The organism is Amycolatopsis sulphurea (genome assembly GCF_002564045.1).
GTDB lineage: Bacteria > Actinomycetota > Actinomycetes > Mycobacteriales > Pseudonocardiaceae > Amycolatopsis > Amycolatopsis sulphurea.
The window spans coordinates 1,176,090-1,189,095 of sequence record NZ_PDJK01000001.1 but is presented as its reverse complement, the minus strand read 5'-3'; the positions used below and the strand labels follow the sequence as shown (position 1 = coordinate 1,189,095).

Annotated in this window: 8 protein-coding genes; 5 read left to right on the top strand and 3 right to left on the bottom strand. The window is 70.3% G+C overall.

Annotated features, from left to right (window positions below):
* Window positions 1-15: 15 nt before the first annotated feature.
* A complete protein-coding gene (locus ATK36_RS05375; RefSeq protein WP_098510080.1) occupies window positions 16-4,269 on the bottom strand; it encodes a GH92 family glycosyl hydrolase in 4,254 nt (1,417 codons plus the stop codon).
* 214 nt (window positions 4,270-4,483) lie between these two features.
* Between ATK36_RS05375 and ATK36_RS05370 the strand changes: the two genes are divergently transcribed.
* On the top strand, window positions 4,484-5,125 hold the full coding sequence (locus tag ATK36_RS05370) for a class I SAM-dependent methyltransferase (protein WP_098510079.1): 642 nt from the start codon (window positions 4,484-4,486) through the stop codon (window positions 5,123-5,125).
* 44 nt (window positions 5,126-5,169) lie between these two features.
* Here ATK36_RS05370 and ATK36_RS05365 read toward each other — a convergent pair whose 3' ends face one another.
* Together ATK36_RS05365 and ATK36_RS05360 are read right to left on the bottom strand one after the other, a co-directional pair.
* Window positions 5,170-6,483: a M20/M25/M40 family metallo-hydrolase gene (locus ATK36_RS05365; RefSeq protein WP_098510078.1), complete on the bottom strand. Its 1,314-nt coding sequence runs from the start codon at window positions 6,481-6,483 to the stop codon at window positions 5,170-5,172.
* On the bottom strand, window positions 6,476-7,303 hold the full coding sequence (locus ATK36_RS05360; RefSeq protein ID WP_098510077.1) for a M55 family metallopeptidase: 828 nt from the start codon (window positions 7,301-7,303) through the stop codon (window positions 6,476-6,478). Before ATK36_RS05360 ends, ATK36_RS05365 begins: the two co-directional genes overlap by 8 nt.
* Window positions 7,304-7,448: 145 nt before the next feature.
* On the opposite strand from ATK36_RS05360, the gene ATK36_RS05355 reads away from it, so the two are divergent.
* From ATK36_RS05355 to nikE, 4 genes are all read left to right on the top strand, one after another.
* Window positions 7,449-9,278, top strand: a complete 1,830-nt coding sequence (locus ATK36_RS05355; protein WP_098510076.1) for an ABC transporter substrate-binding protein — start codon at window positions 7,449-7,451, stop codon at window positions 9,276-9,278.
* A gap of 68 nt (window positions 9,279-9,346) precedes the next feature.
* A complete protein-coding gene (locus ATK36_RS05350) occupies window positions 9,347-10,357 on the top strand; it encodes an ABC transporter permease (protein WP_098510362.1) in 1,011 nt (336 codons plus the stop codon).
* Entirely contained in the window at window positions 10,354-11,265 is a 912-nt protein-coding gene (locus ATK36_RS05345) for an ABC transporter permease (RefSeq protein ID WP_098510075.1), read from the top strand. Before ATK36_RS05350 ends, ATK36_RS05345 begins: the two co-directional genes overlap by 4 nt.
* Entirely contained in the window at window positions 11,262-12,941 is a 1,680-nt protein-coding gene (gene nikE, locus ATK36_RS05340; RefSeq protein ID WP_098510074.1) for a nickel ABC transporter ATP-binding protein NikE, read from the top strand. Before ATK36_RS05345 ends, nikE begins: the two co-directional genes overlap by 4 nt.
* Window positions 12,942-13,006 lie beyond the last annotated feature (65 nt).

Genomic DNA, 13,006 nt, shown 5'->3' with positions numbered 1-13,006 from the left:
CGCTCACCCGCGGGATCAGAACCTCGCGCACTGCCCGGCGGAAGGGCCGTGAACAGTGTTGCCGAGGGCATGATCGGTCGGGGCGGGCGAGTTGCCAGCGCAGGCCAGCGGTCCGCGGACGGTACTGCTGGTGAGCGCCGGGCCGGCGTTGCCGGTGAGGGTGACCGGGCCGGAAATGTCGGTCAGCTCGACCGACGTCGTTCCGGTCGTCCCGGTGATCGCCACCGGGGCGTTCACCTTCGTGCGGTTGAGCACGACCTGCGCCGCGCCGGTCGCGGAGACGGGGCCGTCAAGTGCGCCGCCGCGCACCACCAGGGACGCGCCGCGCGCCACCGTGACCGGGCCGGAAACGGTGGCGCCGTTGAGGCACACGACTCCGCTCGACACGGTCAGCGGGCCGCGTTGCGCGCCGGTCAGCGTCTTCGTGCACGACGCGTCCGGGCGGCCCAGCAGTTCCAGCTCCGACAGGGACGCGGTACCGCCGGTGGTCTCGGTGACTTCGAGCCGGTAGTAGGCGTAGTGCGCCGGGTTCTTCACCTGGAACGCCCTGGTCTGCTGCCGCCACGGGAAGCTCTGGCCGGTCTGCTGATCGGCGACCGCCCAGGTCTTGCCGTCGTAGGAGCCTTTGAGCACCCAGCTCTTCGGATCGCCTGCGCCGGTGCCGGAGGTCAGCGTGTAGTCGGTGACCGCCTCGTCGGTGGACTTCAGCTGGTACTGCACCGCGCCGGTCACCTTCGCCTGGGTGCGGGAGGTGTTGTCCACCAGCGCCGACACGTCGGAACCGTCCGAAGCGGACAGTGCGCCGGGGGTGGTCTCGTCGTGCAGGGGATCGGGCGCCGCGTCGCCGGTGGTGATCGACTTCGGGGCGTCGTCCGGGCCAGTGCCCCACTTCGATGGGGCCGGGCCCATGTCGAAGTCGAGCGTCCCGCCGTGGGCGATTGCGTCCTGCGGCAGCGACGTGGAGGTCCAGTTCTTGCCGTTGACCTTGAGGCCCTGGACGTAGACGTTCTTCGCGGAGTTCTTCGGCGCGTTGATCACCAGGTCCCCGCCGGGCAGGTGCACGGTCGCCTTGGTGAACAGCGGCGAGCCGATCGCGTAGTTCGGGCTGCCCATCTGCAACGGGTAGAAGCCCAGCGCCCCGAAGACGTACCACGCGGACATCTCGCCGTTGTCCTCGTCACCGGCGTAGCCCTGGCCCAGTTCGCCGCCGGTGTAGAGCCGCGACAACGCCTCCCGCACCTTGGCCTGCGTCTTCGACGGCTTGCCCGCGTAGTCGTACATGTAGAGCAGGTGGTGCGAGGGCTGGTTCGAGTGGCCGTACTGGCCCATTCGCACGTCCCGCGCCTCACGCATCTCGTGGATCACGCCGCCGTAGCCGCCCGGGAAGGTCGCGGTCTCCGGCTCGGCGAAGAACCGGTCCAGCTTCGCGGCCAGCTTGTCCTTGCCGCCGTAGAGGTTCGCCAGCCCCTGCCCGTCCTGCGGCACGGTGAACGCCATGTTCCAGCCGTCGGTCTCGGTGTAGTCCCCGCCCCAGGCCCGCGGGTCGTACTGGTCCTTCGGCTTGGTGAACTTGCCGGTGGCGTCCTTGCCCTGGAAGAACCCGGTACTCGGGTCGAACAGATGTACGTACTGCTGCGCGCGGCTGGTGAAGTACCGGTGGTTCTCCAGGTACTCGGCCTTGCGCGGATCGCTGTCCGCCGCCTGGTCGTAGAGCTTCTTCGACAGGTTCGCGATGCCGAAGTCGTTCACGTAGCCCTCGATCGCCCAGGAGAAGCCCTCACCGGTCGAGTTCGGCGTGTAGCCGAGGAAGATCGACTGGTCCAATCCTTTACGGCCGACCGCGGAATTCGGCGGCGTCACGGTCGCGTTCTTCAGCGCCGCGTCATAGGCCGATTTCACGTCGAAGTTCGAGACGCCCTTGAGGTAGGCGTCGGAGAACGCGACGTCGGAACTCGTGCCGGTCATCAGGTCCGCGTAGCCGGGGGAGGACCACCGTGCGATCCACCCGCTGTCGCGGTACTGCTGCACGAAACCGTCCGCCATCTTGCCCGCCATGTCCGGTGTCAGCAGCGAATACGCCGGCCAGGTCGTGCGATAGGTGTCCCAGAAGCCGTTGTTCACATAGATCTGGCCGTCGACGACCTTCGCCCCGGTCTGGGTGGGCGTGTCCTGCCCGGTCTTGGCCGCCACCGGGCTCGCGTACCGGTACTTCGGCGCCCGCGCGGTGCCGGTGTTCTCGGCACCCTCGTTCGGGTACAGGAACAGCCGATACAGGTTGGAGTACAAGGTTTCCAGCTGGTCCTTCGACGCGCCCTGCACCTCGATCACGCCGAGCTGCTTGTCCCACGCCTGCTGCGCCGCCCCGCGCACCGCATCGAACGTCGCGGTCGGGGCGATCTCCTGCGCGAGGTTCTTCTTCGCCTGATCCACGCTGATCAGCGAGGTCGCGACCCGCATCGTCACGGTCTTGTCCGCGCTCGCGTCGAACCGCAGGTACCCGGTGACGTTGTCGCGGCCCTGCCCGGTCAGCTTGCCGCCGGCGCGGACCGGTTTGTCGAATGTGGCGTAGACGAACATCCGCCCGGCGCCCGCGGACAGCCCGCTCTTGACGTCGGAGTACCCGCTCAGCGTGCTGTTCGCGGCGTCGAGGGTGAGCCCGCCGGCGGTGGTCACGTTGTCGAAGATCAGGCTGGAATCGTTGCCGGGGAACGAGAACCGCATCATCGCCGCGTGGTCGGCGGGTGCGATCTCGGTCTTGATCCCGTTCTGGAAGGTGACCCCGTAGTAGTGCGCCCGCGCGACCTCACTGTCGTGGGTGAACGTCAGCGCGCGCTTGCTCCGGTCCGCGTCCGGCACGCCCGCCATGGCCGAGGGCATCACCTGGAAGGTCTGCCGGTCACCCATCCACGGGCTCGGCTCGTGGCTCACCGCGAACGCCTGCAGCGACGGCAGGTTGTCCGCGTTGTTCTGCGAGTGGTAGTTGTACAGCCAGCTCGCCGAACCGGCGTCGGTCACCGGGGTCCAGAAGTTGAACCCGTGTGGCACCGCGGTCGCCGGGAAGTTGTTGCCCCGGGAGAACGTCCCGTTCGCCATCGTGCCGCGAGTGGTCAGCACATTGTCGCTGGGCCGGGTACTGGCGGGCGGCACCGGCGTGGCGGAGATCTTCACGTCGTCCAGCCAGCCGCCGAACGTGGCCGGCCCACTCGGGTTGTCGTAGCCGAGCACGACCCGGGAGATGGTCCTGCCCGCCGCCACCCGGCCGATCGCCGCGCGCACCAGATTCCACTGATTGGCGTACAGCACCTTGCTCGCGCCCTGCCCCTGCGGGCTCAACCCGAACCCGTACTGGTCGGTCGCACCCAGATCACGCAGGTGCGTTCCATCGGTGAAGTCCAGATCCAGCGCCACGTTCGTGCTCGGGTACTTCAGATCACCCTCGACGAACTGCGGCTGCACCTTGTAGGACAGCTCCGTCGACGCGGTCACCGGGATCTGTACGTCGAACAGCTTGTTGTAGGAGTAGCCGTGCCCGGCGGCCTGGGTGCCCGCGTAGTGGAAGGCCTGCTTGCCGGTGAACCCGACGCCGTCCTTGTTCGTGTACCCGCCCGACGGGCCGGAATCGGTGAAGCTGCGCATGTACGGCACCGTCGCCGGGGTCGCCCCGCCCAGCTCCAGCTCGGACAGCTGCACTGCGTTGTCGCCGTGGTTGCGGGTGATGTCGAGCCGGTAGAAGCGATAGCCCGCGCTCGGGGCGGCGAGCTGGTAATCCTTGCGCTGGAAGCGGTCGTCGAACGTCTGACCGGTCCGCTTGTCCAGCTGAGTCCAGTGCGTTCCGTCGGTGCTGCCCTGCAGCGTCCAGTCCTGCGGGTCGCGGCCGGCGAAGTCGTTGGCCGAGGTGAGCGCGTAATGCGTGATCGTGCCCGGCGCGGTCAGCGACACCTGCGCCCAGGCCGCCGGCGCGGGAGCGAGCCACTTCGTCGCGGTCTTGCCGTCGACCAGATTGGCCGCGACCTCACCGGCACCGGCGTTCTCGCTGCTCGCGCTGATCACCGTGTCGCCGGTGACCCCCGCGGCGCGCGGCTTTCCGGCCGCATCGGTGTCCACGCTGTCCTGCGCGGGCTGCGGATCACCGGGCTCGAACGAAGAAGTGAAATCCGGTGGCGCGGCCTCCGCCGCCACGGCCGGACCGGCCCCGGGCAGCGCGGCCAGCCCCGCCGCCACCACAGCCGCGGCCAGCACGGCAGACAAGGATCTCGCACTTCGGGGCATCGGTGCTCCCACGTCGTCGGAACGGGCGCGCCTGCTTCGGGGGCTCCGGCGCCCCGGAAGCGAAACCCGTCGTGACATCGATGTCAAGATCAGTCGCGGATCTTGGCTCGAAACGGACAACCCCGGACGCGCCCGGCTGCTGCACCCGGATGTGCGACCCGGCGTGCTCACCCGTCCGCGAGCGCCGGGGTCGCGCGCAGGTATAACGGAATCCATGTCGCACGATCCCGATGAGGACGCCCGCGCACGGGCCGGGCAGGCACTCGCCGCCGGTGACCCGACCGGCTGGTTCGAACCGCTGTACGCCGATGTCGAGGCCGGAGCCGCGGTACTCCCGTGGGCGCGGACCGAGGCGGCGCCGGACCTCGCCACCTGGGTGGCCACCCATCCGGGCGGCGGCGCGCGGGCGCTGGTCGTCGGCTGCGGAATGGGCTACGACGCGGAGCTGCTGGCCGAAGCCGGTTACCAGACCTCGGCCTTCGATGTCTCGCCGAGCGCGATCAAAGCGGTGCTGAACCGGTTCCCCGACACCGTCGTCTCCTACCGCACCGCCGACCTGCTGGAACCGCCCGCCGAGTACTTCCACGCGTTCGATCTCGTCTTCGAATACCTCACCGTGCAGTCGATGCCGCGGGACGTCCGCCCGGCCGCGATCGCCGCGATCGGCGGATTCGTCGCCCCGGGCGGACGGCTACTGGTCGGCACTACCAACGCCGAACAGGTCGACCTCCCCACCGGACCGCCGTGGCTGCTCGACCGCGCCGAACTCGACTCGTTCGCCCGCGACGGGCTCACCCTGGACTCCGTGACCCCGATCCGCAACGACCAGCTCTGGTGGGCGGAATTCGCCCGCTAGCGCCCCCGCTCACGCGCGCTTCAACATTCACCGGGAGCACCGTCCTAAACGGATTCCAGGAATCGCTTGAGCACCCGCAGCCCGAACCGCAGTCCGTCCACCGGCACGCGCTCGTCCACGCCGTGCGCCATCGCGCGGTAGGGGAAACCCTCGGGCAGCGCCAGGGGAGCGAAGCCGTAACACGCGATTCCCAGCCGGGAGAACGCCTTCGCGTCCGTTCCGCCGCCAAGGCAATACGGCACCACGATCGCATCCGGATCCTCGGCGCGCAGCGCGGCCGCCATCGCATCGAACCACGGCGAGTCCACCGGCGCCTGCACCGGCGGCTGATGCGTGATGAACTCCCGCGTCACGCCCGGACCGAGCAGCGTGTCCAGCACCGCGAACACCTCGTCCTCCGTGCCGGGCGGCAGCCGCACGTCGACCTGCGCCGTGGCCGTCGACGGGATCACGTTCACCTTGTAGCCGGCGTTGAGCACCGTCGGCGTGGTGCTGGTGCGGATCGTTGGCAGCACCAGCGAACCCGCCACGCCGAGCCGCGCCACCGTCGCCTCCACCGCCGCACCGGAGGACAGGTCCACCGGCACGCCGAGCGCGTCGCCGGTGCGCTCCACGAACGCCCGCACGGCCGGGGTCAGCCGCACCGGCCAGCGATGCGACGCGATCCGGTGCAACGCCTCGACCAGCCGGACGACCGCGTTCTCGTCGTTGGGCCGGGACCCGTGACCGGCCCGCCCGCGTGCGGACAGCCGCAGGTGTGCGGTGCCCCGCTCGGCCGTGCCGACCGGGTAGAGCCGCACAGTCCGGCCGTCGGTGGCGGGCACCGGATAGGAATAGCCGCCGGACTCGCTGATCGCCGCCGCGCAGCCCTCGAACACCGACGGATGTCGCTCCACCAGCCAATGCGCGCCGAAGTCGCCGCGGTCCTCCTCGTCCGCGACGAACGCCAGCACCAGATCACGGCGCGGCCGCAGCCCTTCGGCCACCGCGGCCAGCACCATCGCGCAGAAATCCTTCATGTCCACCGCGCCGCGGCCCCACAGGAACCCGTCGCGCACCTCGCCCGAAAACGGCGGCACCGACCAGTCCGCCGCGTCCGCGGGCACCACGTCCAGATGCCCCTGCACCAGCAGCGCGGGCAGCCCCGGATCGGTGCCCGGGATCCGGGCGAGCACATTCGCCCGGCGCGGCGCGGACTCCACGATCCGCGCGGAAACCCCGTACCGGCCAAGGAAATCCGCCACGTACTCGGCCGCCTCGCGTTCCCCCGCGGCATCCCCGCCGCCGTGGTTGGTGGTGTCGAACCGGATCAGGTCCGCACACACCCCGACGACGTCGGCCGGCGCACTCTCAGCCATAGATGCCCTGCACCGCGCCCCCGGCGATCGCGGTGACCACCTTGAACGCCTTCATCGCCTCGGTCATGCTCGGCGCCTCGAACCCGACCCGGCGCACCCCGATCTGTTCCACCGTCGGGATCACCGCGGTCGCCTGCGCCAGATGACTCGCGTCGAACTCCACCTCGATCCGGTGCCGCCCCGGGTTCCGCTCGCCCCGCCCGGCCCGCGCCATCGCCTGCCGCGCGCCCGCGGTCAGCAGCTCGGCGGTCCGCGCCGGTGGCAGGCAGATCGCCGCGTACCGGCTCACGCATTCCTTCACCGCGACCAGTTCCGCCTCCGGCGCGTACTCGCGGGCGTCTTCGCAGGTGTGATCGTCGCCGCTGACCAGCAGCACCGGCACGCCGTACTCGGCGGCCAGCGCCGCATTCAGCCTGCCCTCGCTGGCCGGCACGTCGTCCAGCCACACGCCGGTGATCTGGTTCTCCAGATAGGTGTGCGACAGCACGCCGTCGAACCCGGCACCGGCGTGATAACCGAGGAACACGGCACCGTCCACACCGGAATCCACGCCCTGCATCATCGACAGCGGCTTGTGCCGGCCGGTCAGCATCCGCGCCCGCGGATCGAGGTCCTCCAGCAGCAGGTTCCGCTGCGACGAATGCGCCTCGTTGACCAGCACGTCCTCCGCACCGGCCGCGAACAGCCCGGCCAGCACCGCGTTCACATCGCCAGTGAACAACGTCCGCAGCCGCTGCCACTGGGAGGTCCCCGGAACGACATCGTCGGTCCAGGTGACCCCGGTCGCGCCTTCCATATCGGCCGAGATCAGGATCCGCATGGCGCGCACTCTAGTGATCCCGTCCCCGCGCATAACGATCGGACACGCACCGGTGCGGTCACATATTGCGGGGTTACCGCGGTATGTGGTTACTTTTCGTCTTCAGGGGGTCGGGGCCGGACGACGGGGGGATCTGCCAGTGCGGATGGGGTATGTGCGGCGCGTTTGCACGATCGCGGCGGTCGGCACACTGGGGGTGCTGCCGACGGCCGGGATCGCCGCCGCCCAGCAGCACGCTCAGCAACCCGCCCCGGAGCCCGCGCAGCCGAAAGTGCTGCGGGTCGCGCTGACCACCGGGATCGACCACCTGAATCCGTTCACCGCGTCACTGGCCGCCTCCACCCAGGTCGGCCGGTTCATCTACGAATTCCTCACCATCCCTTCCGCGGAGAAGGCCGCGGCCGCACCCGCCCTCGCGGAATCCTGGCGGATCTCCCCGGACAAGCTGACCTGGACGTTCAAGATCCGCCAGGGCGCGAAATGGTCCGACGGGCAGCCCATCACCGCGAAAGACCCCGCGTTCACCTTCAACCGGATGCTCACCGACGAGACCGCCCGCACCGCCAACGGCAACTATGTCGCGAACTTCGCCTCGGTCACCGCGCCGGACGACGCCACGCTGGTGATCAGGACCAAGACCGTGCAGGCCACCATGGACCTGCTCGACGTGCCGATCGTGCCCGAGCACATCTGGGCGCCGATCAAGGACCTCACCGCCCCCGAGACCGACACCGTGCCCGTGGTCGGCGTGGACGACGGGCCGTACCGGCTGACCGAATACAAGCAGAACGAGTACCTCAAGTTCGCCGCCAACAAGGGCTACTGGCGTGGCGCGCCGAAGGTCGACGAGCTGCAGCTGCTCGTGTTCAAGGACGTCGAATCCGCGGTGAACGCGCTCAAACAGGGTGAAGTCGACGTGCTCAACCGGCTCACCCCGACCCAGTTCGACGCGCTCAAGGACCGGCCGGACATCGCCACCAACCAGGCACCCGGCCGCCGCTACAACGAGATCACCCTGAACTTCGGCGTGCAGAACGCCCAGAACCAGCCGATCGGCAACGGCAACCCCGTGCTCAAGGACATCCGGCTGCGCCAGGCCATCGCGCAGACGATCGACCCGAAGACCGTCGTGGACAAGGTGATGGGCGGCTACGGCCAGCTCGGCGGCGGCGTGATCCCGCCGATCTACCAGGCCTACCACTGGGATCCGCCCCCCGACCAGGCCCGCGGCTTCGACCTCGCCAAGGCCAACGCTGCCCTCGACGCGGCCGGCTACCGCAAAGGCGGGGACGGCCTGCGTACCGAGCCCGGCGGCGCCCGCCTCGAACTGCGCCTGACCGGGCACGCCAACCGCGGATTCGACCAGCGCGTCGCCCAGTACGTCAGCGGCTGGCTGCACGACATCGGCATCTCGGTCAAACAGGAACTCGTCTCCGACGAGGAACTCAACGATCGCACCAACGCCGGCAACTACGACCTCGCGATCTCCGGCTACGCGACCAACCCCGACCCGGACTACGCGCTGTCCCTGCACACCTGCGCCGCCCGCCCGAACGCGCAAGGCAAAGGCGGCACCACCGACACGTTCTTCTGCGACCCCCAATACGACCAGCTCTACGCCCAGCAGCTCGCCGAAACCGACCCGGCGGCCCGGGCCGGCTACGTCAAACGGGCGCAGGCCCGGCTCTCCAGCCAGGCCGTCAACGTCGTGCTCGACTACGACAACGCCCTTGAGGCCTACCGCTCCGACCGGTTCTCCTCCTTCGGGAAGCAACCCCAGCCCGACGGCCCGATCCTGGAACAGACCGGCTACTGGGGCGTCTACGGCGCGGTCCCGGCCGTGGCCCGCAGCGGCGACAGCGCCGCCAACACCGGGCTCTGGATCGTGCTCGGCGTCGTGGCGGCCGTCGCGCTCTTCGGCAGCGGCTACACGCTCGGCCGCCGCCGCGCGATCCCGATGGACGACCGGGAATAGCCATGCCCGATCTCTCACGACACCCCGGCGAAAAGGCTGTGAAGGGGCCCTTCACAGCCTCAGAGTCCGTGAAGGGCCCCTTCACGGACTCCCGGCAGGACGGGCAGCGCGGCGGGACGGGCACGGCGCGGTTCGTGGCGGTCAAGGCCGCCGAGGCGGCGGCGAGCATCGTGCTGGTGATCGTGCTCGGCTTCTTCCTGTTCCGGCTGCTGCCCGGCGACCCGATCGCGTTCATGGCCCGCGACCGGCCCACCGACCCCGGCCAGATCGCCGAGCTGCGCGACCGCCTCGGCCTGGACAAACCGATCCTCGCCCAGTTCGGGAACTACTTCCTCGGCCTCTTCCAGGGCGACTTCGGCGAGTCCTACCTCGAACGCCGCCCCGTGCTGGACATGATCGGCGAACGGCTGTGGCCCACCGTCCTGCTCGTCGGCAGCGCGACCGTGCTCGCCGTCGCGATCGGGCTGTGGCTCGGCATCCGCGCGGCCTGGCGCCGCGACAGCCTCTTCGACCGCGCGCAGACCGGGATCGCGCTCACCCTCTGGTCGGTCCCGCAGTTCTGGCTCGGCCTGCTGCTGCTCGTGGCCACCGGCGGCCTGTTCCCCAGCCGCGGCATGCACTCGCCGGACGCCGCGCCCGGGTTCCTCCCGCAGACCCTCGACGTGCTGCACCACCTGATCCTGCCGTGCCTGACCCTGCTCGCCGTGTTCTACGCGCAGTACATGCTGGTGATGCGGTCCTCGCTGCTCGGCGAAATGAACGCCGACTACCTCGTCACCGCCCGCGCGAAAGGCCTGCGCGAAGACCTCGTGCGCCGCCGCCACGCGGTGCCGAACGCGTTGCTGCCCACGGTGACGCTGGTGTTCATGCAGTTCGGCATGGTGGTCTCCGGCGCGGTCACGGTGGAGGCGGTGTTCAGCTGGCCGGGCCTCGGCCAGCTCACCTACGACGCCCTGCACGGACCCGATCTGCCCGTGCTGCAAGGCGTTTTCGTGGTCCTCGCCGGCGCCGTGGTGCTGATGAACCTGCTCGCGGAACTGCTCTACCGCGTGCTCGACCCGAGGGTGCGTACCGGATGACCGCCGAAATCGCCGCGGAAAGCCCCCGCGCCATCGCCTGGCGCCGCCGCCGCGCCGGGATCGCCCGCACCTGGCACGAATTCGCCACCCGCAAAGCCGCCCTCACCGGCCTCTGCCTGCTCACCCTGACCGTCGTGCTCGCGCTGCTGCTCCCGGTGCTCAGCGACGCCGGCGGCCTCGACGTCACCCGCGCCACCGGCCGCCCGCTCAGCCCGCCGGACGGGCAGTACTGGCTCGGCACCGACATCGACGGCCGCTCGGTCCTGCTGATGACCGTGTGGGGCACCCGGATCTCGCTGCTCGTCGGGTTCTCCGCGACCGTGCTCAGCGTCTTCATCGGCACCCTGATCGGGATCACCGCCGCGCACTTCGGCGGCTGGGTGTCGGCGATCCTGTTGCGGTTCACCGACTTCTTCCTGGTCCTGCCCTCACTGGTGCTGGCCATCGCCCTGTCGGCGGTCCTGCCGCAAGGAGTGTGGACGATCGTGCTCGCCATCGGCGTCACCGCCTGGCCCAGCACCGCACGCCTGGTCCGCGCCCAGACCCTCACCATCGAAAGCCGCCCCTACATCGAACGCGCACGCGCCCTCGGCGGCGGCCACCGGCACGTGATCGGACGGCACGTGCTGCCCGGCGTGCTGCCCCTCGTACTGGCCAACACCACCCTCGTGGTCGGCAACTCGGTGATCGCCGACGCCACCCTGTCCTTCCTCGGCGTCGGCGACCCCAACGCGATCTCCTGGGGCGGGATGCTGCAGACCGCGCTCAACAACGGCGCCGTCACCCGCGGCGCCTGGTGGAACCTGCTGCCGCCGGGCATCGCCATCGTGCTCGTCGTGCTGATGTTCACCCTCGTCGGCCGGGGCCTGGAAACAGTGCTCAACCCCCGGCTCAAAGGAGGGAAATGACCCCGCTGCTGGAACTCAAGGACGTCAGCGTCACCTACCGCACCGGCCAGGCCGAGGTCCCCGCGGCCCGCGGCGTCGGCCTCCGGCTCGACGCGGGCGGCACGCTCGGCATCGCGGGGGAGTCCGGCTCCGGGAAATCCACCGTCGCGATGAGCGTGCTCCGCCTGCTGCCCCGCACCGCCCGCGTCACCGGCGAAATCCTGCTCGACGGCGAAGACGTCCGGACTATGCGCTGGGGACGGCTGCGCGCGGTCCGCTGGGCCGATGCGTCAGTGGTGTTCCAAGGCGCGATGCACGCGCTCAACCCCGTCCGCCGCGTCGGCGACCAGATCGCCGAACCCATCCGGCTGCACCCGCCCGGGGGAGCGCAGCCCACCGAAGCACAGCTCCAAGCCCGCGTCGCCGAGCTGCTCGACCAAGTCGGCCTGCCCCCCGGCCGCGCGAACGCCTACCCCCACGAGCTGTCCGGCGGCCAGAAACAACGCGTGATGATCGCCATGGCCCTGGCCTGCGAACCCCGGCTGATCATCGCCGACGAACCCACCACCGCGCTCGACGTCGTCGTACAGGCGCAAGTGCTGTCGGTCCTGTCGAAACTCGTCGCCGAACGCGGCATCGGCCTGATCATGATCAGCCACGACCTGTCCGTGCTCGCCTCCACCTGCGAACGCATCGCGGTGATGTACGACGGAGAAGTCGTCGAAGAACGCCCCAGCGCCGACCTCATGGCCACGCCCCGCCACGAACACAGCCGCGCGCTGGCCGCCGCGTTCCCGGCCGTCGGCGATCCCGTCTCCCGCTTCGCCCCGGCGACCGCCACCCCGCTGCCACCCGAACCGGACAACCGCGCGGCCGGGCCGCCCCTGCTCGCCGCGGAGAACCTGCACGTGAGCTTCCGCGACCGCACCGGCACCCGGATCCACGCCGTCAACGGAGTCGACCTCGCCGTCCACCGCGACGAGATCGTCGCCCTCGTCGGGCAATCCGGCTCCGGCAAGACCACCCTCGCCCGCACCCTGCTCGGCCTGCAACGCCCCGACTCCGGCACCGTCCGCTACGCCGGCGAGCCCGTACCGCCCGGCGGCAGCGCCCTGCGCGCCTACCGACGGCAGGTCCAGCTCGTCCTGCAGGACCCGGCCAGCGCCCTCAACCCCGCACACACCGTCTACGAAGCGGTCGCCGAAGGACCCCGCATCCACGGCCTGCCCGACGAACGCACGATCGTGCTCGACGCCCTCGAAGCCGCCGAACTACGGCCGCCGGGCACCTACCTCGACCGGCTCCCGCACGAGCTGTCCGGCGGCCAGCGCCAGCGCGTGGTCATCGCCGGGGCGCTCGCCCTCCAACCCGCCGTCCTGGTCGCCGACGAACCCGTCGCCTCCCTCGACGCGTCCGTGCGCGGCGAGATCCTCGCCCTGCTGCTGCGGCTGCGCCGCCGGCTCGGCCTCGCCGCCCTGGTCATCACCCACGACCTCGGCCTCGCCTGGAACATCGCCGACCGGGTCGCGGTGATGTACCACGGCGAACTCGTCGAGACCGGCACCGTCGAGCAGGTCCTGCTCGACCCCCGGCACGAGTACACCGCCTCACTGCTCGCGGCCCTGCCCGGCGGGACCGCGCCACGAGGCACCGGCCACTCCGCCGCCGGGGACCTCCGACCGGGGGTGAACACCTGACCGAAGAGCCATTTCCGGCCCGCCCCGTGCGGGCCGTTCTCCTTCACCGGGTAATCTTCTGGATC

Bases quoted from the DNA above. Each gene is read 5' to 3' on its own strand.
- nikE (WP_098510074.1), top strand. From the start codon at position 11,262: ATGACCCCGCTGCTGGAACTCAAGGACGTCAGCGTCACCTACCGCACC.
- ATK36_RS05370 (WP_098510079.1), top strand. From the start codon at position 4,484: ATGTCGCACGATCCCGATGAGGACGCCCGCGCACGGGCCGGGCAGGCA.
- ATK36_RS05360 (WP_098510077.1), bottom strand. From the start codon at position 7,303: ATGCGGATCCTGATCTCGGCCGATATGGAAGGCGCGACCGGGGTCACC.
- ATK36_RS05355 (WP_098510076.1), top strand. From the start codon at position 7,449: ATGGGGTATGTGCGGCGCGTTTGCACGATCGCGGCGGTCGGCACACTG.
- ATK36_RS05345 (WP_098510075.1), top strand. From the start codon at position 10,354: ATGACCGCCGAAATCGCCGCGGAAAGCCCCCGCGCCATCGCCTGGCGC.
- ATK36_RS05365 (WP_098510078.1), bottom strand. From the start codon at position 6,483: ATGGCTGAGAGTGCGCCGGCCGACGTCGTCGGGGTGTGTGCGGACCTG.
- ATK36_RS05375 (WP_098510080.1), bottom strand. From the start codon at position 4,269: ATGCCCCGAAGTGCGAGATCCTTGTCTGCCGTGCTGGCCGCGGCTGTG.